The following is a 22,259-nucleotide window of genomic DNA, read 5'->3' as shown; positions in this document are numbered from 1 at the left end:
TACTGCAGGGGGGACCCTGTGGGAGAGTAGGACGCCGCCGAACTTCTTTTACGGGAAGCCCCGTGCCCTTGTGGCACGGGGCTTTTCTGCGTTCAGGACCAGACAGGGGACCTCCTCCCGATGGATGAGGTCCTTTCTTAATTCAGCTGTGAGTCAGAGACGGCCTGCTGCTTTGAGAGCCAGATAGGCATCCGCGAGAGCCGGCGCGAGATTGTCCGGGGTGGCGTCGACCACCACCGCACCGTGGCGCTGGAGCTGCTGAGAGGTGTGGAGCCGCTGGGCCTGGGCCTGGGCGCCGGCTGCAGCCTCGTAGATCGCTTCCACAGTGCCTCGAGCTCCCGCCATCTGTTCGATGCGTGGGTCGGCCACTGAAGCAACCAACACCGTATGGCGCTGAGTCAGCTGGTGCAGGACAGGGAGCAGGCCCTCCTTCACCGGGGCTGCGTCCAGAGCGGTGAGCAGCACGATCAGGGAACGAGGAGGCGCCGAGGCAAGCACAGCCGTGCTGAGCCCGCGCGCATCCATTTCCACGAGTGCTGGTTCGATAGGTGCCAGCGCACTCACCGCGGCAGAAAGGACTTCTCCCGCAGGTCTGCCTTGGAGCTGTACGCGGATACAGCGGTCGTAGGCGAGGAGATCCACGCGGTCGCCCGCACGGGTGGCGAGGGCGGTGAGTAGCAGGGCCGCGTCCATAGCGGCGTCGAGGCGAGGAACATCGCCCACACGCCCCGCCGAAGTGCGGCTGGTATCCAGGACCACGAGGATGCGGCGGTCTCGTTCAGGGCGCCACGTTCGGACTGCGACGGCGGACTGACGCGCAGTGGCCCGCCAGTCGATGGACCGTGTGTCGTCACCGGGCACGTAGGCACGCAGGCTGTCGAACTCCGTGCCGTCACCGCGGGTGAGGACGCTGGTGCGGCCGTCGAGTTCGTGAAGCCTGGCGAGACGGGCCGGTAGGTGCTTGCGGCTGGCAAAGGAGGGAAGGACACGGACCGTCCATGGAACGTTGTGATTTCCCTGTCGGGCCGCGAGCCCCAGCGGTCCGAGCGAGCGCACGGTGACGCGTTCGGCATGGCGGTCACCGCGTCGTGTCGGTCGTAGGAAGGTGGTCAGCCGGCGCTGTTCCCCTGGCGGGACGGTCAGAGCGTGGCGAGAGGAAGCCTGCTCTGCACCGGTGGGCCAGCTGCTTGGTGGCCATGCGTCGCGGAGGTGCGCTCGCAGGCGGCGACGAGAAGAGTTGATTACGGTGAGTTGCACTGGGGCAGTCTCGCCAAGTCGAACGCTTGTATCACCAGATCGGGTGAACCGCAGCTTTCGCACTGGCGCGGCCAGGGCATAGTCGCACAGAATCGCTAGGGAGAGGGGCGCGTTGACCGCGAGCAAGCCAGTCCAGCTGGGAGCCAGGATGCCTACGGGGAGTGACCCCAAGGCGGCCAGCAAGGCGGTACGTCCGGTGAGGGCCACGGTCCCTGCCTCAGCGGGGTACGGGTACGTGGGCGAGGACGGCGGTGATGACGGAGTCGGGGGTGACTCCCTCCATCTCCGCCTCGGGACGCAGCTGAATGCGGTGGCGAAGCGTGGGGAGGGCCAAGGCTTTCACGTCATCCGGAGTCACGTAATCGCGACCGGTGAGCCAGGCCCAGGCGCGAGCGGTCGCCAACAGAGCGGTAGCGCCCCGGGGAGAGACGCCCAAGGAAAGCGAGGGGGAATCACGAGTGGCACGACAGATATCGACGACATAGCCGACGATCTCGGGGGATGCCTTGGTCTGAGCGACTGCGTGGCGGGCGGCTTCCAGGTCGGCCGGACCTGCGACGGGACGGAGGCCCGCTGAATCGAGATCACGTGGATTGAAGCCATCGGAGTGCCGGGTGAGGACGTTGATCTCCTCGTCGCGGGACGGCAAGGGCACCGTCAGTTTGAGTAGGAACCGGTCCAGTTGGGCTTCGGGGAGCGGGTAGGTGCCCTCGTACTCGACAGGATTCTGCGTGGCAGCTACGAGGAAGGGATCGGGCAGCGGCCGGGGGGTTCCGTCGACAGTGACCTGGCGCTCTTCCATCGCTTCCAGGAGAGACGACTGCGTCTTGGGAGGGGTGCGGTTGATCTCGTCGGCGAGGAGGAGGTTGGTGAAGACAGGGCCGGGCTGGAAGGAGAACTCCGCAGTGCGGGCGTCATAGACCAGTGAGCCGGTGACGTCGCTCGGCATCAGGTCCGGGGTGAACTGAACACGCTTGGTGTCGAGATCGAGCGATGACGCGAGAGCTCGGACCAGGAGAGTCTTGGCCACACCGGGGACTCCTTCGAGAAGGACGTGACCCCGGCACAACAGAGCGACGACGAGCCCGGTGACTGCAGAATCCTGGCCGACCACGGCCTTTGCGATCTCGGAGCGCAGCGCCTCCAGAGATGCGCGGGCTGCGTCGCTGTTCCCGATGGCCTCGGTGGTCCCGGCAGGTACAGGGGGCGGGGCGCTCATGAGGTGCGTACCTCTCTTTCGAGGGTGTCGAGTTGGTCTGCCAGATGTACGAGAGCGGCATCGTCGGACGGGGCCGGGCCGAAGAGAAGGGCTCGGACGTCGTTGTCTTCCGTACCGATACGGGCGGACACGGCCGGGACGAGTGTCGCGGGGGAGTGGGCATCGCGTGGGGAGACACCGATGAGTGGAGACATACGGGTACGGGCGGCGGCGCGCAGGGAGTCGGCGGCCCGATCGCGGGCGTTCACCCGGCGGTAGAGGCGGGCTCGGCCCTCGCTGGACTCGGAGGCGCGGATCACCACGGGCAGCCGCTCCGCCACCAGCGGGCCCAGACGCCGTCCTCGCCAGATGGCGGCGAGCAGTGCGGCGAGTGCGAGTTGCAGGGTGCCCCAAAGCCAGCCCCGGGGGATCAGATCGAAGAAACTGCGGTCGTCGTGGCCGCTGTCCTTACTGTCCACGCCGTTCTCGACGGCGGCAGAGGTATCGGCGAGTGAGGGGAGGTACCAGACCAGATGGGGACGGGAACCGAGAAGTTGCAAGGCAAGGGAGGCATTGCCCTGGTTGCCGAGCCGATCGTTCTGGAGAAAGTCGGGGGACCCGAGGAGAACGGTGTCACCTGCACCCTGCGCGACCACGAGCACGGTGGGGAGACCGTCGCTCGGAAAGCAGCCGATCGTGCGTCGGCTGTTGTCCGAGGCGTAGCGGAATCCTCCCGTTTCGACGTCGCCGGCGTTGCGGGCAGCGGGCAAGGAGCACTGAGGCGCACGGGTGGCCACCGGTCCGGAGGACTTCGCGCGGACACCGGGAACCAGTGTGCCCACGGCTGGCGGGCCGGCTGCGAGGAGGACGGTGCGGCCGGCCGAGTGTCCGGTCCTGGCACGGAGTTCGCTCTGCTGTTGTGGTGTGAGCAGGTTGGGGGAGGCGACGAGCAGCGTGGTGTCCGAGCCGACTCGTGCCGTGGCCTCGTCCAGTGTGGTGACCACGCTGATGGCGACGCCGCGGTCCTTGAGGAGTTCTGCGACAGCCCGGCTGCCGCGACCGTCGGCGGAGCGGGGGTCGAGGTGGCCGTGCTGGTCACCGGAGCGCACGGATGCCAGAGCGACTCCGGCAGCGACGAGTACCAGGACGGCGCACAGCAGGCCGCGGACGCGGATCCAGACCTGGTGTGGGGTCAGGGACGCAGAGGTGGTGGGGGCGACGGCCTCGGTCATTCGGCTGCTCCCCGGGCCGCCGGTGTCAGGAGAGGCTTGGTGGTTTCGAGGTCGAGGTCCAGGGCGCTCATGTCTCGATACGCCTGCTGGTTCGCGGTGCGGTCGCCGTATGTGACGTCGTCGAATTCTCTGGCGGCGGCATGGAGCCGCGCGGCCTGTGAGGGCAGCGGACGGGCCGCCTCAGCGGCGGCCTCGCGGGCAGTGCGCCCGGGACGAGGGACGAGCAGAGCGCGTTCCTCCAAGGACCGGACGATGGCACGCATGCGCTCCTGGACCGCTTCGTTCCAGCGGCGGGCGGCGGCGTGGGCCTCCGCAGTCGCCCGGTGTTCAGCAGCGCTCCGGGCACTGTCGTCGAAGAGCGCGTCCGCGGAACGAACGGTGCGGCGTGGTGTGCCCAGCCGCCACCAGAGTGCGGTGATCAGGCCGAGGGCGGCCAGCACGAGTACGACAAGGCCGAGTGGACCGCCCGGCGCGCTGCCGGAGGCCGTGTCCAGGAGATCGCTGATCCAGTTCCAGATCCGGTTGAGGCCGCGGTGGAGCAGATCGGGGTCGTTCTCGTGGTACATCGGCTTGGACAGTTCGTGCTTCGCCGCCTCGCGGGCGGGAACACGTGGGGTGTCCACGGGTATGTCGCCGCTCGCGTGGATGAGCAGCCGTGCTGATGTTGTGCCTCCCGCCCCCGACACCGCATCAACTCCTGGTGTCGTACCCAGGCAGGCCCGCCGCCCGGGCGATGTCGATGTCGAGTGCCTCGCGGCGGATGCGCTGATCGATGTAGAGGAGGGCCGTCACTCCCGCGGAGAGTGGGTAGGTGATCGTTGTGGTGATCACTTGGCCGACACCCGAGACGATGAGGAAGGGCCAGCCGAATTTCGTGGAGCCGTCCGTGAGGAAGGAGCCCACGCCGATGCCGTCGACAGCCAGCGCGAGGATGGTGAACGGGATGGCGATGACCACGCTCACGATGACCGTCAGGAGCCAGGTGAGCGCCAGGATGCCGAATGTCCGCCACCATGCGCCCCTGACCAGCTTCGCGGAGCGGCGCATGGAAGCCATGATCGATTGCCGCTCCAGCATCAGCGCCGGCGAGGCGAAGCAGAAGCGGACCAGCAGCCAGATGACGACGACAGACGCGGCCGCGAGCCCGATGACGAGGAGTCCGGCGCCCGCCGCGGAGCCGACCAGGACTCCAGGCACCATGCCGACCGTCATGATGCCTGCGCTGATCAGCGCCAACAGCACGGTCAGCCCCAGCAGCCGGGCCAGCCGGGGTCGGGCCTCGGCCCATGCGGCGGAGAGCGTCACCGGGCGGCCGAGCACCGATCGGCTGATCACGACAGTCAGTACAGATGTCGTGATCAGTACGGTGATCAAGGTGATGAGCAGGGACGGCACACTGTTGATCAGCGCCGACTGGGCCGCTTCGGCGGATTGCCGCAGCGCTTCCGCACCGGTGGCGTTCGCGTCGACCTCCGGGGTTTCCGGCAGCACATAGCGCTGTACAAGCGTGGTCGCGACCTGGGCGATCACGGATACGGCCAGTGTGATTCCGAGGACCGTGCGCCAGTGGACGCGCATGGTGGAGACCGCGCCGTCGAGGATCTCGCCGACGCCGAGCGGCCTGAGCGGGATGACGCCGGGCTTGGCCACGACGGGCGGCTGCCCCCAGCCGGAGCCCTGCGGTCCACCTGCCCAGCCCGGTCCCTGGGATCCGGCGCCCCAGCCGGGAGCGGGCAGTGGTGCGCCGTGACCTGTGCCGGGAGCGCTCGGTGGGGACCACTGCCCCGTGGGCGGCTGCGCGGCGGACCAGTTGCCGGTCTGACCGCTGCCGTCGGCGGGCTGGGAAGGTCGGGGTACGCCTGCTCCCTGACCCTCGGAGGGGGCAGATCCGGGCGAGGCCCAGCCCGGAGTGTCGTTCATTCTCGCTCCTTCACGGTCCTGTCCGCTCATCGGGGCGACAGGCTGGCAGCCATCGTGCCACGCGTTGCTCCGGTGCGGGGCCGGTGCTGTATCTCCTTCGTACCTTCATTTGTGGGCCGTTCACCGGGCAGACTGGGCGGATGGCTGATCAGGACGAGCAATCACCGGTGGGCATCGAGCCTCCCGTGCTTCCCGTGCTTCGTTGGGACGAGCTTCCGGAAGGTCCCGTGCTGGTGCTCCTCGACCAGACTCGGCTGCCTGCCGAGGAGGCCGAGCTGGCATGTACCGATGCACCCGAGCTGGTGCGGGCGATCCGGACGCTGGCGGTTCGCGGCGCCCCGCTGCTGGGCATCGCAGGGGCCTATGGCGTGGCCCTCGCAGCGGCGAGGGGAGACGATGTGGCGGGGGCCGCGGAACTGCTGGAGGGAGCGCGGCCCACCGCGGTGAATCTCGGGTACGGGGTACGGCGGGCTGCCGGTGCGTACCGAGTGGCCGTCGAGAGCGGGGCGGATCCGGGGCGTGCTGCGGCGGTGGCGCTGGCCGAGGCCAGGGCACTGCACCGGGAGGATGCCGAGGCCAGCGGGCGTATGGCGCGGTACGGGCTCGCCCTTCTCGACGAGCTCCTGCCCGGCGGCGGGCACCGACTGCTGACCCACTGCAATACGGGGGCGCTCGTCTCGGGGGGTGAGGGCACCGCCTTCGCGGTGGCGCTCATGGCGCACCGGGAAGGGCGACTGGAGCGGCTGTGGGTGGACGAGACGCGTCCGTTGTTGCAGGGCGCCCGGCTGACCGCGTACGAGGCGGCGCGCAACGGGATGCCCTACAGCGTGCTCGCGGACAACGCCGCAGGTTCTCTCTTCGCAGCGGGGGAGGTGGACGCCGTGCTCATCGGGGCGGACCGCATCGCCGCGGACGGTTCGGTGGCGAACAAGGTGGGGAGTTATCCGCTGGCGGTGCTCGCGAAGTACCACCACGTACCGTTCATCGTGGTGGCTCCTAGTACTACCGTGGATGCGGACACTGCGAACGGGGCATCGATCATCGTGGAACAGCGGCCGGGCAGTGAGGTGACGGAGTTCACATCTGTGCGAGCCGGGGCCACGGGAGGAGATGCCGACCGATGGCCCGTGGCGCCGGAGGGAAGCCCGGCCTACAACCCTGCGTTCGACATCACACCGCCTGAGCTGGTCACGGCGATCGTCACGGAGGAGGGGGCAGTTTCCCCGGTCACGGGGGTCGGGCTGGCGGAGCTGTGTGCCAGGTCATCACAGATAACGATTAGCTAATGGGATGATGTCGATTATGAAGGGACGCGTCCTTGTCGTCGACGACGACTCCGCACTGGCCGAGATGCTCGGGATTGTGCTGCGTGGTGAAGGTTTCGAGCCGTCGTTCGTAGCGGACGGCGACAAGGCACTAGCCGCATTTCGTGAGGCCAAGCCGGACCTGGTCCTGCTGGACTTGATGCTGCCCGGCAGGGACGGTATCGAGGTCTGCAGACTGATCAGGGCCGAGTCGGGTGTGCCGATCGTCATGCTCACTGCCAAGAGCGACACGGTTGACGTGGTGGTGGGCCTGGAATCCGGGGCCGACGACTACATCGTCAAGCCGTTCAAGCCCAAGGAACTGGTTGCCCGGATCAGGGCACGTCTGCGGAGGTCCGAGGAACCGGCTCCGGAGCAGCTGGCCATCGGGGATCTGGTCATCGATGTGGCCGGTCACTCGGTGAAGCGGGAGGGGCAGTCGATCGCCCTGACCCCGCTGGAGTTCGACCTGCTGGTCGCACTCGCCCGTAAGCCGTGGCAGGTCTTCACCCGTGAGGTACTGCTGGAGCAGGTCTGGGGATACCGCCACGCCGCCGACACCCGGCTGGTGAATGTGCACGTCCAGCGTCTGCGTTCCAAGGTCGAGAAGGACCCCGAGCGTCCGGAGATCGTCGTGACCGTCCGAGGCGTCGGGTACAAGGCCGGGCCGAGCTGATATGCCCCCGAGCAGTGCTGTTCCGCAGTCCGGGGAGTCGGCAGCCCGTGCGGAGCGGGCTGCTGCCCCGGCAGGACACAAGGAGTCCCGGAGCGGACACCCTCTGTCGGGAGGCCGGTTGTTCCAGCACCGGGCGCTAAGCGGCCCTGTGCCGCGCCTGCTGATGCGCTGGGTGCGGCGTCCGCTGCTGCCGGCCGTGCGGCTGTGGCGGCGCAACCTCCAGTTGCGGGTGGTGGCGGGCACGCTGCTCATGTCGCTCGGAGTGGTTCTGCTCCTTGGGCTCGTCGTGATCGGGCAGGTGCGCAACGGCCTGCTCGATGCGAAGGGGAAGGCTGCTCAGACCCAGGCTGCCGGCGGTTTCGCGGCAGCGCAGGAGAAGGCGAACGCTCTACTCAGTCCGGGTGGGCAGGGCGGCGACGCGGCGGACGGCACCTCGGCCAACAACTCCTGGCGGACCGAGCTCGTCGATCAGCTCGCCAGCGGCGGCAAGAACGCCTTCAACGTGGTGGCGCTCAGTGCCGACGAGGGAAGCCGTGCGCCCCGCGGCTCGGGCAGCGTAGAGGCGGCGAGTATTCCGCAGAGCCTGCGGGACTCCGTGAACAAGGGCCCGGGAGCGTTCCAGACGTACTCCCTGATCCAGTACGCGAACGGACAGGAGCCGCAGCCCGGACTCGTCGTGGGCAAGCGGCTCTACGACATCGACCACAACCCGTACCAGCTCTACTACCTCTTCCCGCTGACGCAGGAGGAGAAGTCGCTGACCCTGGTCAAGGGCACGCTGGCGACGGCCGGACTGTTCGTCGTCGTGTTGCTGGGGGCCATCGCCTGGTTCGTCGTGCGGCAGGTGGTCACGCCCGTGCGGATGGCGGCAGGCATCGCCGAGCGACTCTCCGCCGGCAGGCTCCAGGAACGGATGAAGGTCACCGGCGAGGACGACATCGCCCGGCTCGGTGAGGCCTTCAACAAGATGGCACAGAACCTGCAGCTGAAGATCCAGCAGTTGGAGGAGCTGTCCCGGATGCAGCGGCGTTTCGTGTCCGACGTCTCCCACGAGCTGCGGACGCCGCTGACGACCGTGCGGATGGCCGCCGATGTCATCCACGAGGCCCGCGGCGACTTCGATCCCGTGACGGCGCGCTCTGCGGAGTTGCTCGGGGATCAGCTCGACCGGTTCGAGTCGCTGCTCTCCGATCTGCTGGAGATCAGCCGGTTCGACGCGGGCGCTGCCGCACTCGAGGCCGAGCCGATAGATCTGCGACAGGTTGTGCGCAGCGTGATCGGTGGGGCCGAGCCGCTGGCCGAGCGCAAGGGCACCCGGATCCGGGTGGTCGGCGACGATCAGCCGGTGATCGCGGAGGCCGACGCGCGGCGGGTCGAGCGGGTTCTGCGCAATCTTGTGGTCAACGCCGTCGAGCACGGTGAGGGCCGGGACGTCGTGGTGCGGATGGCGGCGGCCGGAGGTGCCGTTGCCGTGGCCGTCCGTGACTACGGGGTGGGGCTCAAACCCGGCGAGGCGACGCGGGTGTTCAACCGCTTCTGGCGGGCCGACCCGGCTCGTGCGCGGACGACCGGCGGCACCGGACTCGGGTTGTCCATCGCGGTGGAGGACGCCCGGCTGCACGGCGGCTGGCTGCAGGCATGGGGCGAACCGGGCGGCGGTTCGCAGTTCCGGCTGACTCTGCCGCGCACGGCGGACGAAGCGCTGCGCGGATCCCCGATACCGCTGGAACCCGAGGACTCCCGCCGCAACCGCGAGAACCAGGAGCGAGGCGCAGCCCCCACGGCCGGCAGTCGGCACCGGCTGACAGCGGTACCGGCCCAGCCCGGTGGCGGCGGCCGGTCCGCGCTGCCTGTTGCCTCGCGTGCACCCGTGGCCCCGGGAACGGCGTCGGCTTCGGTGAATCCGGCGGCACTGCCGGGGAGCGGCGCACGAGTGGTCGCGCGCGCCGCGGAGGGCCGGCCGGGTGGCGAAATCAATGCTGCAGCGCAGGACCCGGAGCGGGAGGACACGCATCGTGGGCACTAGGGTCTTTCGTTCGGCTCAGGCTGGATCAGGAAGCGGTGCCGGGGCGCGCGAGCCCCGCATGACCCAAACGGAAGAGCCCGACCGCCGCAGGGACGGCCGTGGACGCGCGCTGGGGCTGTTCGCGCTGCTCGGATGCGGGGGCATGGTTCTGTCCGCATGTGGTTCGATGCCCGTCACTGGTGATGTCAGAGCGGTCGACGCCTCGCAGGCCGCTGACCCCCAGGTGCAGGTGTACGCCGTGGCGCCGCGTGACGACGCCACGCCCAACGAGATCGTCGACGGCTTCCTGGAGTCCATGACCAGTGATGACTCGGAGTTCAGGACGACCCGGAAGTACCTGACGAGGAAGGCGGCGAGCACCTGGAGGCCGAGCGCGTTCACGACAGTGCTCACCAATGCGCCGAATCGCAGTGACCGTCCGTTCCGCGACAACGCCCCCGACGTCACGGAGATCACCTACGCCCTGACCGGGGAGAAGGTGGCAACGGTCGATGCCCAGAACGCCTATCAGCCGCTCGCACCCACGGACTACAGCCAGACGCTGCGTCTGGTGAAGGAGAACGGTCCGGAGGGCAAGGAGTGGCGCATCGATTTCGTGCCGGACGGCCTGCTGCTCGGGCAGTCGGACTTCAAGCGCCTCTACCGCTCCGTCGACAAGTACTACTTTGCCGCAGGGCGGACAGCCGAATCGTCGACCCTGGTCGCCGACCCCGTCTACCTGCGCAGCCGGACCGACCCCGTCACGGGGATGGATACGGTGACCCAGGCGGTTCGCAGTCTCCTGGCAGGGCCGACCAGTTGGTTGCGACCGGTGGTCGACTCCCGTTTTCCCGCAGGTACGGCACTGAAGAAGGGCGTCACCTCGCTGGCGCCCGACGAACGCAACGTGCTGAAGGTCCCGCTCAATGCGAAGGCGGACGGCGTCGGGCAGAGCTCCTGCCGCATGATGGCCTCACAGGTTCTCTACACCCTCAGGGACCTGACGTCCGCTCGGGTCGAGCAGGTGGAACTGCAACGCTCCGACGGCTCCCCGCTGTGCGTCCTGGGGAGGGACCAGGCGGAGGAGTTCGCGCCTGACGGTTCGTCGAGCGGGCCGGACGGCCAGTACTTCGTCGACATCAACGGGTATGTGGAGCGCATTCCCGGCAGTACCCGGGGCAGCGGCACTCCGGAGGCAGTGGCAGGTCCGCTGGGCGACGGGCCGGTGCGGATGGGCGTGGTCGGTGTGGCCAGGGACGAGCAGTCGGCGGCGGCGGTCTCACAGGACAGCAGGGCTCTCTACGTGGCATCGATCGTCTCGGACGGCGAGCTTCCCGTGCCCTCGGTGACCAGCAGGGCCCGGAACCCGGACGACCGTCTGTCGGCGCCGAGCTGGGACGGCCTGGGCGACCTCTGGGTGGCCGACCGCGATCCCGCCAACTCCAGACTCCTGCGGCTGACCGGTGGAACCGGAAAACCGCAGGAAGTCACGGTGCCGAGCCTGGCCGGTGGACGGATCGAAGCGCTGCGGATGTCCGCGGACGGAGTACGGATCGCCCTCCTGGTGAAGCGGCACGGGCACAGCACGCTGAAGATCGGCCGGATCGAGCGCCACGGGTCGGAGACGGAACAGAAGGTCTCGGTGGTGGAGCTGCGGCAGGCCGCACCCCAGTTGACGGACGTGACCGCGATGTCGTGGTCGGGCCGGAGCCGCCTCGTCGTGGTCGGCAAGGAACAGGGCGGCGTCGAGCAGGTCCGCTATGTGCAGGCGGACGGTTCGACGCCCGCGTCGGGCGTACTGCCCGGTGTGAACCAGGTGTCGTCGGTCGCAGCGGCGGACGACGAGCAGTTGCCGCTCATGGCGGCCACGGTGGAGGACGGGATCGTGAAGTTGTCGCCGGGCGACAACTGGCAGACGGTGGTCAAGAAGGGCTTTGCGCTGGTCTATCCGGGCTGAGACCGCACATGGCGTCGTCCGCGTTTTCCACAGGGGTGGCCCGTCCTTTTCGGGGAGGGCACAGTGGAGTCATGCGGGGATGGTGGCGGGAGATCTCCGGACTGGTTCTGCCGGTGTCCTGCGGGGGCTGCGGCAGCCCCCGCACGGAACTGTGCGAGGAATGCGGTACGGAGCTGTACGGCGGGGCACCGCGCCGGGTGCGGCCCGTGCCGGAGCCCGTGGGCCTGCCGGTGGTGCATGCGGCGGCCGCGTACGAGAACGCGGTACGTGAGGTGCTCCTGGCCCACAAGGAGCGGGGTGCGCTGGGCCTTGCCGGGGCGCTCGGCAGGGCGCTGGCGGGGGCTGTACGGGCCGGGACGGAGCGCACCGGCGTGGCCGGCCCGCTGTTGCTCGTACCCGTGCCGTCCGCGCGGCGGGCCGTGGCGGCGCGCGGACATGATCCGATGCGCCGGATCGCGCTGGCCGCAGCAGGTGAACTGCGGCGAGGAGGTGCCCACGCCCGGGTACTGGCGGCGCTTCGGCAGCGGCGGGCGGTGGCCGATCAAGCGGGGCTGGGGGCCCGGCAGAGACAGGCGAACATGGCCGGGTCGCTGGGGGTCGTGGCCGGGGGCGAACGGCTGCTGGCAGCCGGACGGGTGGTGCTGGTGGACGATCTTCTGACGACCGGCGCCTCGCTGGCCGAGGCGGCGCGGGCGATCGGGACGGCGTGCGGTGAGCCAGACGAGTGCGACGGGCCCGGTGCTGCGCCGGAGGGAAGCAGCCAGGCCGCCGTGGTCGCGGCATCCCCGTTCGCCTTCGAAATAAACCGGAACTGTCGGTGAACTTGCATCGTTGCAGGTAGTGAGTGGGCAAAGGAACTGGAACGGAGGTACGTGCGAGTAGCGGGTGCCGACATCCGGCCAGGCAGGATATGTTCAGTTGTGAGGAACGGCGAACGCCAGACCTCAAGGAATGCACCGCCGCGTTTCGGGCAGGTAACTCGCCAGTAGTTCCGAAAGTGCGGAATTCGGTGGGGTGGAGACCTCGCCGATGGGGGAGGAGGAGGTGGAAGTCACCGAGTCCGCGGCTCCGGCCACTGCCGGGGCCTGGTGCAAAAGGGAGATGCTCCGCCACTGGGCGGAGTGATCCGGGAACGGAGTTCTGCGTGGACATCGTCGTCAAGGGCCGCAAGACCGAGGTGCCCGAGCGGTTCCGCAAGCACGTGGCCGAGAAGCTGAAGCTGGACAAGATCCAGAAGTTCGACGGCAAGGTGATCAGCCTCGACGTCGAGGTGTCCAAGGAGCTGAATCCCCGTCAGGCCGACCGTTCCGACCGGGTGGAGATCACGCTCCGCTCGCGTGGACCGGTCATCCGGGCGGAAGCAGCGGCAGGCGACCCCTACGCAGCGCTGGACCTGGCCACCGGCAAGCTGGAGGCGCGGCTGCGCAAGCAGCACGACAAGCGCTACAGCCGCCGTGGCAACGGACGGGTTCCCGCTGCCGAAGTCGCGGAGAACGTGCCGGGCGCGGCGTCGTTCAACGGGGAGGGCGATCTGGTCGGCGCCGAGACGGAACGGTCCGTCCCCACCACCAGGTTCGGCTCGCTGGAGGTACAGGGCGAGGGCCCGCTGGTGATGCGCGAGAAGACGCACGTCGCCGCACCGATGTCGCTCGATCAGGCGCTCTACGAGATGGAACTGGTCGGACACGACTTCTATCTGTTCGTCGACTCCGAGACGAAGGAACCCAGCGTCGTCTACCGACGGCATGCCTATGACTACGGTGTCATCCACCTGAGGACCGATCCGCTGGCCGCCGACGAGGCGGGCGGCGCGGGCGGCGCCCTCGGCGGCTGACGCCACTCTCCCGGGGTGCCCCTGGAGCGCCTGTGCGCCCCCAGGGGCACCCGTGTGCGGCTACAGCATCACCGCGCCGACGCCCGGGCATGAAATCATGTCGTCCCGGCCAACCGGCGTTCTGTGACGTGCTGTTGGCGGACAGTCTGTGAACTCCAGGCCGTGGCCTTCAGGGGGAGGAACGATGGCGGACACCTTCGGGCCTGTGCGCGATGCGATTGAAACCGACCGTGGTGCCCGTGCCGACGCCGGGGCGGGCAGGGACGGTGGTTCCCGCGGGGAGCCGATCCGGGTCCTCGTGGTGGATGACCACGCACTCTTCCGCCGGGGCCTGGAGATCGTCCTCGCCCAGGAGGAGGACATCCAGGTCGTCGGCGAGGCGGGTGACGGGGCCGAGGCGGTCGACAAGGCGGCAGATCTGCTGCCCGACATCGTGCTGATGGATGTGCGAATGCCCAGGCGCGGCGGGATCGAGGCCTGCACATCGATCAAGGAAGTGGCCCCCAGCGCGAAGATCATCATGCTGACGATCAGCGACGAGGAGGCCGACCTCTACGACGCGATCAAGGCGGGTGCCACCGGCTATCTCCTCAAGGAGATCTCCACGGACGAGGTGGCCACCGCGATTCGCGCAGTCGCCGACGGGCAGTCCCAGATCAGTCCTTCCATGGCGTCGAAACTGCTCACGGAGTTCAAGTCGATGATCCAGCGGACCGACGAGCGCAGGCTGGTGCCGGCGCCGCGGCTCACCGACCGGGAACTCGAAGTCCTGAAACTCGTCGCCACGGGCATGAATAATCGCGATATCGCGAAGGAGCTCTTCATTTCGGAGAACACCGTGAAGAATCACGTCCGCAACATTCTGGAGAAGTTGCAGCTGCACTCCAGGATGGAAGCCGTGGTCTATGCCATGAGGGAGAAGATCCTGGAGATCAGATGACCGGTCCCGTGCTGGGACCGGTCAGGGCGACGCCGGGTAAAGGGACGGGAATGTGCGCTCAGGCCAGCGCGCGACCGATTTCCCGGGCGAGCGGCCCACGCAGTTCCGGAGCGTCGACCCGCTCCAGCCGGACATCCGTACAACCGACCCAGGACGCGGCCTCCACCAGCGCCTCGGCCATCGGTGCCACGGCCTTTCCGCTCTCCAGGGACACCTGGCGGGCGACCAGCGTGGTGCCCTCGCGTGCCGGGTCGACTCGGCCCTGCAGCTTTCCGCCCGCCAGCAGCGGCATCGCGAAATAGCCGTGTATCCGCTTTGGTTTGGGGACGTAGGCCTCCAGACGATGGGTGAATCCGAAGATCCGCTCGGTGCGGGCCCGCTCCCAGACGAGTGAGTCGAACGGCGACAACAGGGTCGTACGGTGCCGGCCGCGCGGCTCCGTGGCCAGGGCCGCCGGGTCCGCCCAGGCCGGCTTCGCCCAGCCCTGCACCCTCACCGGCACCAGACCGGAGTCCGCCACGACCGCGTCGAACTGTTCGCCCCTGAGCCGGTGGTAGTCCGCGATGTCCGCGCGGGTTCCGATGCCCAGCGACTGCCCCGCGAGCGCGACCAGCCGCCGTACGCACTCCGCGTCCGGGAGATCGTCGTGCAGCACGGCATCGGGCAGGGCCCGCTCTGCGAGGTCGTACACCCGCTTCCAGCCGCGGCGTTCGGTGCACACCACCTCGCCGTACATCAGGGCGCGTTCGACGGCGACCTTCGACTCCGACCAGTCCCACCACTCCCCGCCGTTCTTCGCGCCGCCCAGCTCGGTCGCCGTCAGCGGGCCCTCGGCACGCAGCTGCTCGATCACCCTCGCGTAAGCGCCGTCGGGCAGGTCGTGGTGCCAGTGGGGGCGAGCCCGGTAGGCGCGGCGGCGGAACGCGAAGTGCGGCCATTCCTCGACCGGCAGGATGCAGGCCGCGTGCGACCAGTACTCGAAGCTGCGACCGGCCGACCAGTACGCCTCCTCGACCGTGCGCCTGCCGACCGCGCCGAGGCGCGCGTACGGAATCAGCTCGTGCGAACGCGCGAGCACCGAGATCGTGTCGAGCTGTACGGCACCGAGATGCCGCAGCACCCCCGGCACCCCGGCCCGGCGGTCCGGAGCACCGAGGAAGCCCTGGGCGCGCAGGGCTATCCTGCGCGCCTGGTCGGCGGAGAGTTCGGCGGCTGGGGGCGGCACAGACGTCATGCCCTGCACCCTAGAGGCAGGCACTGACATCGGGACCTGGAGTTCCCGGGGGCATGTGGACCCGGCGTCCTGAGGCGGCCGGCGGCCGGTGCGCAGGGGCCCGGTGAGGTCGGCCGGCGGCGGGCAGATAGGCGCAGGTGCCGGGCAGGCCGAGATCCGACGGGAGCAGCGCGCCCACCCAGACGTCGCGTCGGACACCGTTGTTGAGCAGTCCCGACCGCTGCTCGCCCTCCATCCGGAAACCGGTCCGCAGCGCCACGGCACGCGAGGGGTGGTTGCCCACCTCTGCCCGCCATTCGAGCCGGTCACCGCCGAGCGAGGTGAAGGTCCAGTGGGCGGCGGACAGCACCGCCTCCGACGTGTAGCCCCGGCCTCGGTACTCCTTCGCGGTCCAGAACCCCACCTCGTACGTGCCCGGCAGATGGTGGCGGGTGATGCCGAGCGCACCCACCAGTGCTCCGCTCCCGCGCAGAACCACCGCGAAGTTGTACGTGGAGTCGTCGTGCCAGCCGTCCGGGCACAGCTGTGCCGTGAAGGTTTCCGCGTCGGCGCGGCCGTAGGGCGAGGGCACCGTCGTCCAGCGCTGGATGTCCGGATCCTGGCAAGCGGCGTGGACCGCGTCCGCGTCGGTGCCGGCGAAGGGACGCAGCAGCAGACGCTCGGTGGTCAGGGTGATCGGCTCCATGTACGGATTCTGGTGAGGCGCGGGACATGAGGCGAACACTTTTCGGAGTTCCCGGCACCTTCGGCGCTCCCCGGCCGTTGACTCGACAGGGGGCGAGGGAAGCCGACGCGGTGGCAGCCCTCCCGGCGCGGCGGTGTCCTCGCTTACGATGGCCGTTGCGGTGGGGCCCACCTGCCGTGCCCGCGCCAGCGTCCATCACACGACCCAGTGCCAGGCCCGACCGGCAAGGAGACCAGCCTCAGTGTCCGTCTTCAACAAGCTCATGCGTGCAGGCGAAGGCAAGATCCTGCGCAAACTGCACCGCATCGCGGACCAGGTCAGCTCCATCGAAGAGGACTTCGTCAACCTCTCCGACGCCGACCTGCGGGCGCTCACCGACGAGTACAAGGAACGGTACGCGGACGGCGAGAGCCTGGACGACCTGCTCCCCGAGGCATTCGCAACCGTCCGTGAGGCCGCCAAGCGGGTCCTCGGACAGCGCCACTACGACGTCCAGATCATGGGCGGCGCCGCACTGCACCTCGGCTATGTGGCCGAGATGAAGACCGGTGAGGGCAAGACCCTGGTCGGTACCCTGCCGGCGTATCTCAACGCACTCTCCGGCAAGGGTGTGCACCTGATCACGGTCAATGACTATCTGGCCGAGCGCGACTCCGAGCTGATGGGCCGGGTCCACAAGTTCCTGGGCCTGAGCATCGGTTGCATCATCGCCAACATGACGCCGGCCCAGCGCCGTGAGCAGTACGCCTGCGACATCACGTACGGCACGAACAACGAGTTCGGCTTCGACTACCTCCGGGACAACATGGCGTGGTCCTCGGAGGAGCTCGTGCAGCGTGGCCACAACTTCGCGGTGGTCGACGAGGTCGACTCGATTCTCGTCGACGAGGCCCGTACGCCGCTGATCATCTCCGGCCCGGCCGACCAGGCCACCAAGTGGTACGGCGACTTCGCCAAGCTGGTCAGGCGTCTGACCAGGGGCGAGGCCGGCAACCCGCTCAAGGGTGTGGAGGAGACCGGCGACTACGAGGTCGACGAGAAGAAGCGGACCGTGGCCATCCATGAGTCCGGCGTCTCGAAGGTCGAGGACTGGCTCGGTATCGAGAACCTCTACGAGTCGGTGAACACCCCCCTCGTCGGGTACCTCAACAACGCCATCAAGGCCAAGGAACTCTTCAAGAAGGACAAGGACTACGTCGTCATCGACGGCGAAGTCATGATCGTCGACGAGCACACCGGCCGTATCCTCGCCGGCCGCCGCTACAACGAGGGCATGCACCAGGCGATCGAGGCGAAGGAGGGGGTGGACATCAAGGACGAGAACCAGACGCTCGCCACGATCACCCTGCAGAACTTCTTCCGCCTCTACGACAAGCTCTCCGGCATGACCGGTACGGCGATGACCGAGGCCGCGGAGTTCCACCAGATCTACAAGCTCGGTGTGGTGCCGATCCCGACCAACCGGCCGATGATCCGGGCCGACCAGTCGGACCTGATCTACCGCACCGAGGTGGCGAAGTTCGCCGCGGTCGTCGACGACATCGTCGAGAAGCACGAGAAGGGCCAGCCGATCCTGGTCGGCACCACCTCGGTCGAGAAGTCCGAGTACCTCTCGCAGCAGCTCTCCAAGCGCGGTGTCCAGCACGAGGTGCTCAACGCCAAGCAGCACGACCGTGAGGCGACGATCGTAGCCCAGGCCGGCCGCAAGGGCGCCGTCACGGTCGCGACGAACATGGCCGGACGAGGCACCGACATCAAGCTCGGCGGCAACCCCGACGACCTCGCCGAGGCGGAGCTGCGTCAGCGCGGCCTCGACCCCGTCGAGCACGTCGAGGAGTGGGCGGCCGCGCTGCCCGCCGCGCTGGAGAAGGCCGAGCTGGCCGTGAAGGCGGAGTTCGAAGAGGTCAAGGAGCTCGGTGGGCTGTACGTCCTGGGCACCGAGCGGCACGAGTCGCGGCGTATCGACAACCAGCTGCGTGGCCGTTCGGGCCGTCAGGGCGACCCGGGCGAGTCCCGCTTCTACCTGTCGCTCGGCGACGACCTGATGCGGCTGTTCAAGGCGCAGATGGTCGAGCGGGTCATGTCGATGGCCAACGTGCCGGACGATGTGCCGATCGAGAACAAGATGGTGACGCGGGCGATCGCGTCGGCCCAGTCGCAGGTCGAGCAGCAGAACTTCGAGACGCGCAAGAACGTCCTGAAGTACGACGAGGTGCTCAACCGGCAGCGCGAGGTCATCTACGGCGAGCGTCGCCGGGTCCTGGAGGGCGAGGATCTGCAGGAGCAGGTCCTGCACTTCATGGACGACACGATCGACGACTACATCCGCCAGGAGACCGCCGAAGGCTTCGCCGAGGAGTGGGACCTCGACCGGCTGTGGGGTGCGTTCAAGCAGCTCTACCCGGTGAAGGTCACGGTCGAGGAGCTGGAGGACGCGGCCGGCGACAGGGCCGGGATCACCGCCGAGTTCATCGGTGAGTCCATCAAGGACGACATCCACGAACAGTACGAGGCGCGGGAGAAGCAGCTCGGTTCGGACATCATGCGTGAGCTGGAGCGGCGCGTGGTCCTGTCCGTCCTGGACCGCAAGTGGCGCGAGCACCTCTACGAGATGGACTACCTCCAGGAGGGCATCGGCCTGCGTGCCATGGCGCAGAAGGACCCGCTGGTCGAGTACCAGCGCGAGGGCTTCGACATGTTCAACGCCATGATGGAGGGCATCAAGGAGGAGTCCGTCGGCTACCTGTTCAACCTGGAGGTCCAGGTCGAGCAGCAGGTCGAGGAGGTTCCGGTGCAGGACGAGGCCGAGCGGACCTCGCTCGCCAAGGAGGACGCCGTGCCGGCGGCCCGTCCGGAGATCCGGGCCAAGGGGCTCGACACTCCGCAGCGTCCGGACCGGCTCCACTTCTCCGCCCCCACCGTGGACGGCGAGGGCGGGGTCGTCGAGGGCGACTTCTCCAACGGTGACGGTGGCGTCGTGTCCGAATCGGACGGCCTGACCCGCGCGGAGCGGCGCAAGGCGCAGAAGAGCGGTGGCGGGCGCCGTCGCAAGAAGTAGCGGTGGCGTCGACGCCATACCGGGCGTCGACGGTTACAGGCCGGGGCCGGGCACCTTTCGGGGTGCCCGGCCCCGGCTGCTTCCCAGGCCCGCGCCTGTCGCTTCCTCTGACCTCCGTTTCCCGTCCCTTCCCCACCCGCTGGGCGCCTGCGCTCCCGCCGGGCCACTGAGCGCCCTGGGCGGGCGCCTACCGGGCGGGCACTGCCTGGAGGTGTTCGTCACCCAGCTCCACCGCGGCGCAGCGCCAGCGGAGGTCTGAGCCCTGTTCCAGCCGGAAGGCCATGGCCCGCACCTGTTCGCCCGCCGCGATGCTCGCGCAGGCCTCCACCACACCCGGAGCCGGCTGGGTTCCGTGGCACATGCGGATGACCGGGCGGGCGCCGCGGGCCCGGAGCGGGGTGCGGGGGGCCAGTTCGGCCAGCTGGTCGTACGCCTCGCCGATGGTGTGTCCGAGCATCCAGTGCACCGGGCGCTGGCCGCTGAGGACGGCCAGGAGCCGCTCCGCGAACCAGTGATGGGGGCGCGCACGTCGGGGAGTCCTCGTGTACTGAGGCGGTACCCACCCGGGCCTGCGCGCATCGTGTCGTCCGGTGGGCCGGGTCCTGTTCGTGCTCATCGCTCACTGCCCCCGTGCTTCAGAGGCCCGGCTGAATACCGGGCGGTAACTTCTGCTGTGGCTCTTCTACGGCGACGACGGAGGAGGTCGCAAGCGTCGGTGAGCGCCGTATGCGCGCAGGAGGAATCACCTATTCGAGGGATGCGGCGGGGTACGGGCGGGCCACGGAGAGGGAGGCAGGAGGGTGAGAGGCGGTCGTCGGGTGGACGGGGCTGCCGGAGCGCACGTAACCCCAAAGGAGGACGTCGCACGTATCCTGAGGGCGTTTCCGACTACGAAAGCGGCCAGCCATGCGCGTGTACGTCCCCCTGACGCTTCCCGGTCTCGCAGCGGCGCACCAGGCGGGCGAGATCGGCCCCGGTCCGCTGACCGCCTATGGGGTGACTCCCGGACTGCGTGAGTGGTACGTCTCCGACGACATCGAGGAACTCGAGTACGCGGCGCTCAGCCGGGCCGCCGCCGCCTCCCTGCGCCTGATTGCCGGGAACCCGGACATCGCCCGCCGGCGGGTTGTCGTCGCCGTCGACGTGCCGGACGGCGCCGCTGTGGCCGACCCGGACCGCAGCCTCGACGCGTCCTCGCTCGGTGAGGTGCGGATCGCGTCCTCCGTGGCGCTGCGCGACGCCGCCGCCGTGCACGTCGATGCGGACGAAGCGGAGGAGGACGTAACCGCCGCCGCGGCCGCGCTGGGCGCGGCGGACCTCGGTGACGACGACGCGCAGTTCGCCGTGGACGGGGCCGAGGACCACGAACTGCTCTGGTTCGGCATTCAGGAGATTCCGAATCTGATCGGTTGATCGGGTGAGGGAAGGGGGCGCGCTGCCCGCCCGCCCGTCTTTCCGGTGCTGCCCGCCCCGCGGCCTGTGCGCGCTGCTCCGCGCGTGATCAGAACAGCCCCCCGGACGGATGTCGGACCCGGCAGGTACGTTCTTCCGCATGGGGACGCATGGGAAGCACCGCGCGCATCTGGTCTGGGACTGGAACGGCACACTGCTCGACGACAACGCCGCGGTCGTCGGCGCGACCAACGCCGCGTTCGGTGAGGTCGGCCTGGCGCCGATCACGCTGGAGCAGTACCGCGAGATGTACTGCGTTCCGATCCCCCGCTTCTACCAACGGCTGATGGGGCGGCTGCCCACCCAGGCCGAGTGGGAGCGGATGGACGGGATATTCCACCGGCACTACACCGAGCGGCGGGCCGCCTGCGGGCTCACCGAAGGCGCCGAGGAGCTTCTCACCCAGTGGCAGCTGGCCGGACGCAGCCAGTCCATCCTGAGCATGTACGGACATGACCAGCTGGTCCCCGTGGTCCGGGGATACGGCATCGAGCGGCACTTCCTGCGCGTCGACGGGCGCACCGGGCCGTCCGGCGGCAGCAAGGCCGAGCACATGGCGCGGCACATGGCCGCGCTGGACGGGGTGTCCCCGGAGCACACGGTGGTCGTCGGAGACGCGGTGGACGACGCCGTCGCCGCCGCCCACGTCGGTGCGAAGGCCGTCCTCTACACCGGCGGGTCGCACAGCAGGGCCAGTCTGGAGGCGGCCGGGGTGCCGGTGGTCGACAGCCTGGCCGAGGCCGCCGACGTCGCGGCACGGCTCGCCGGCCGGGCCGGTGAGCGGGCGTAGGGGTGAGCGGCGTACCCGGCAGGGGCCGGCCGGGTACGGGAAAGAGAACACGTGGGGCCCGGTCCCGCGTGAATGCCGTCAGGTGTTCACCGGGGCCTTGGTGCGGAGCACCTTCAGGAACTCGCGCATCCACGCCGAGTGGTCCGGCCATGCGCGTGAGGAGACCAGCGTGCCGTCGACCACCGCCTCGTGGTCCTCGTAGGTGGCGCCTGCCGCCTGCATGTCGGGTTCCAGCGCGGGGTATGCGGTGACGTGTCGGCCGGCCAGTGCGCCGATCGCCGCCGTCATCAGCGGACCGTGGCAGATCTGGGCCACGGGACGGTCCGAGTCGAAGAACGCCTTGAGGATCTTGCGCAGCTCGGCGTCGTTGCGCAGATACTCCGGGGCCCGGCCCCCCGGGACGACCAGGGCCACGTACTCTCCCGGGTCCACCTCGGAGAAGGCCAGGTCGGCGGGCCAGGTGTAGCCGGGCTTCTCGGTATACGTGTCGAAACCGGGCACGAAGTCGTGGACCACGAAGCGGAGCGTCTTGCGGGCGGGGGCTGCGATGTGGACGTCATAGCCCTCCTCGCGCAGCCGCTGGTACGGATAGAGGACTTCCAGGGACTCGGCGGCGTCGCCGGTGACGATCAGGATCTTCGGTGCCATGGCTGGGCTCCCGCGGGGGTTCGTCGTGGCCTGTTCCGTCTACCAGAGTGAGGCAATACGGGCCGCCGC

Annotated in this window: 19 protein-coding genes; 10 read left to right on the top strand and 9 right to left on the bottom strand. The window is 69.0% G+C overall.

Annotated features, from left to right (window positions below; genetic code table 11):
* Positions 1 to 153: 153 nt before the first annotated feature.
* The 5 genes from AB0L71_RS30480 to AB0L71_RS30460 are packed head-to-tail and all read right to left on the bottom strand — an operon-like array spanning position 154 to position 5,607.
* A complete protein-coding gene (locus tag AB0L71_RS30480; protein ID WP_365249167.1) occupies positions 154 to 1,464 on the bottom strand; it encodes a DUF58 domain-containing protein in 1,311 nt (436 codons plus the stop codon).
* Positions 1,465 to 1,474: 10 nt separating this feature from the next.
* Positions 1,475 to 2,476 (bottom strand): MoxR family ATPase, encoded by a 1,002-nt coding sequence (locus AB0L71_RS30475; RefSeq protein WP_365249164.1) that lies wholly within the window; start codon positions 2,474 to 2,476, stop codon positions 1,475 to 1,477.
* Entirely contained in the window at positions 2,473 to 3,687 is a 1,215-nt protein-coding gene (locus AB0L71_RS30470) for a DUF4350 domain-containing protein (RefSeq protein WP_365249161.1), read from the bottom strand. Before AB0L71_RS30470 ends, AB0L71_RS30475 begins: the two co-directional genes overlap by 4 nt.
* Positions 3,684 to 4,373, bottom strand: coding sequence for a DUF4129 domain-containing protein (locus AB0L71_RS30465; RefSeq protein WP_365249158.1), 690 nt, complete (start codon positions 4,371 to 4,373; stop codon positions 3,684 to 3,686). Before AB0L71_RS30465 ends, AB0L71_RS30470 begins: the two co-directional genes overlap by 4 nt.
* Before the next feature lie 4 nt (positions 4,374 to 4,377).
* Entirely contained in the window at positions 4,378 to 5,607 is a 1,230-nt protein-coding gene (locus AB0L71_RS30460) for a glycerophosphoryl diester phosphodiesterase membrane domain-containing protein (protein WP_365249155.1), read from the bottom strand.
* A gap of 140 nt (positions 5,608 to 5,747) precedes the next feature.
* Here AB0L71_RS30460 and mtnA point away from each other — a divergent pair, with 140 nt between their 5' ends.
* The 7 genes from mtnA (at position 5,748) to AB0L71_RS30425 (ending at position 14,323) form a co-directional block, all read left to right on the top strand.
* Positions 5,748 to 6,893, top strand: coding sequence for an S-methyl-5-thioribose-1-phosphate isomerase (gene mtnA, locus AB0L71_RS30455; RefSeq protein ID WP_365249152.1), 1,146 nt, complete (start codon positions 5,748 to 5,750; stop codon positions 6,891 to 6,893).
* Between the two features lie 4 nt (positions 6,894 to 6,897).
* A complete protein-coding gene (gene mtrA, locus AB0L71_RS30450; RefSeq protein ID WP_365249149.1) occupies positions 6,898 to 7,587 on the top strand; it encodes a two-component system response regulator MtrA in 690 nt (229 codons plus the stop codon).
* A gap of 163 nt (positions 7,588 to 7,750) precedes the next feature.
* Complete coding sequence (gene mtrB / locus AB0L71_RS30445) at positions 7,751 to 9,613, top strand: MtrAB system histidine kinase MtrB (protein WP_365249176.1); 1,863 nt, start codon at positions 7,751 to 7,753, stop codon at positions 9,611 to 9,613.
* A gap of 58 nt (positions 9,614 to 9,671) precedes the next feature.
* Positions 9,672 to 11,549, top strand: coding sequence for an LpqB family beta-propeller domain-containing protein (locus AB0L71_RS30440; protein WP_365249146.1), 1,878 nt, complete (start codon positions 9,672 to 9,674; stop codon positions 11,547 to 11,549).
* A 71-nt stretch (positions 11,550 to 11,620) separates the two neighbouring features.
* Positions 11,621 to 12,370, top strand: a complete 750-nt coding sequence (locus AB0L71_RS30435; protein ID WP_365249143.1) for a ComF family protein — start codon at positions 11,621 to 11,623, stop codon at positions 12,368 to 12,370.
* Between the two features lie 323 nt (positions 12,371 to 12,693).
* Entirely contained in the window at positions 12,694 to 13,383 is a 690-nt protein-coding gene (gene raiA / locus AB0L71_RS30430; RefSeq protein WP_365249140.1) for a ribosome-associated translation inhibitor RaiA, read from the top strand.
* 184 nt (positions 13,384 to 13,567) lie between these two features.
* Complete coding sequence (locus AB0L71_RS30425) at positions 13,568 to 14,323, top strand: response regulator transcription factor (RefSeq protein WP_365249137.1); 756 nt, start codon at positions 13,568 to 13,570, stop codon at positions 14,321 to 14,323.
* Between the two features lie 58 nt (positions 14,324 to 14,381).
* On the opposite strand, the gene AB0L71_RS30420 is transcribed toward AB0L71_RS30425, so the two are convergent.
* Together AB0L71_RS30420 and AB0L71_RS30415 are read right to left on the bottom strand one after the other, a co-directional pair.
* The gene (locus tag AB0L71_RS30420; RefSeq protein WP_365249134.1) at positions 14,382 to 15,557 is read right to left on the bottom strand and encodes a crosslink repair DNA glycosylase YcaQ family protein; all 1,176 of its coding nucleotides are present in this window, start codon (positions 15,555 to 15,557) and stop codon (positions 14,382 to 14,384) included.
* A gap of 10 nt (positions 15,558 to 15,567) precedes the next feature.
* Entirely contained in the window at positions 15,568 to 16,242 is a 675-nt protein-coding gene (locus AB0L71_RS30415) for a GNAT family N-acetyltransferase (RefSeq protein WP_365249131.1), read from the bottom strand.
* A 241-nt stretch (positions 16,243 to 16,483) separates the two neighbouring features.
* On the opposite strand from AB0L71_RS30415, the gene secA reads away from it, so the two are divergent.
* A complete protein-coding gene (gene secA, locus AB0L71_RS30410; protein WP_365249128.1) occupies positions 16,484 to 19,300 on the top strand; it encodes a preprotein translocase subunit SecA in 2,817 nt (938 codons plus the stop codon).
* A 187-nt stretch (positions 19,301 to 19,487) separates the two neighbouring features.
* Here the strand turns inward: secA and AB0L71_RS30405 are convergent, their stop codons facing one another.
* Positions 19,488 to 19,916 (bottom strand): Rv3235 family protein, encoded by a 429-nt coding sequence (locus AB0L71_RS30405; RefSeq protein ID WP_365249125.1) that lies wholly within the window; start codon positions 19,914 to 19,916, stop codon positions 19,488 to 19,490.
* A 290-nt stretch (positions 19,917 to 20,206) separates the two neighbouring features.
* On the opposite strand from AB0L71_RS30405, the gene AB0L71_RS30400 reads away from it, so the two are divergent.
* Positions 20,207 to 20,713, top strand: coding sequence for a hypothetical protein (locus tag AB0L71_RS30400; protein WP_365249122.1), 507 nt, complete (start codon positions 20,207 to 20,209; stop codon positions 20,711 to 20,713).
* 139 nt (positions 20,714 to 20,852) lie between these two features.
* Complete coding sequence (locus AB0L71_RS30395; RefSeq protein WP_365249119.1) at positions 20,853 to 21,542, top strand: HAD family hydrolase; 690 nt, start codon at positions 20,853 to 20,855, stop codon at positions 21,540 to 21,542.
* 78 nt (positions 21,543 to 21,620) lie between these two features.
* Here AB0L71_RS30395 and AB0L71_RS30390 read toward each other — a convergent pair whose 3' ends face one another.
* On the bottom strand, positions 21,621 to 22,190 hold the full coding sequence (locus tag AB0L71_RS30390; RefSeq protein WP_365249116.1) for a DJ-1/PfpI family protein: 570 nt from the start codon (positions 22,188 to 22,190) through the stop codon (positions 21,621 to 21,623).
* Positions 22,191 to 22,259 lie beyond the last annotated feature (69 nt).

Source organism: Streptomyces sp. NPDC052052, assembly GCF_040680455.1.
Classification (GTDB): Bacteria; Actinomycetota; Actinomycetes; order Streptomycetales; family Streptomycetaceae; genus Streptomyces.
The sequence above is the reverse complement of the archived record's forward strand: the minus strand, read 5'-3'. Positions and strand labels throughout refer to the sequence as shown.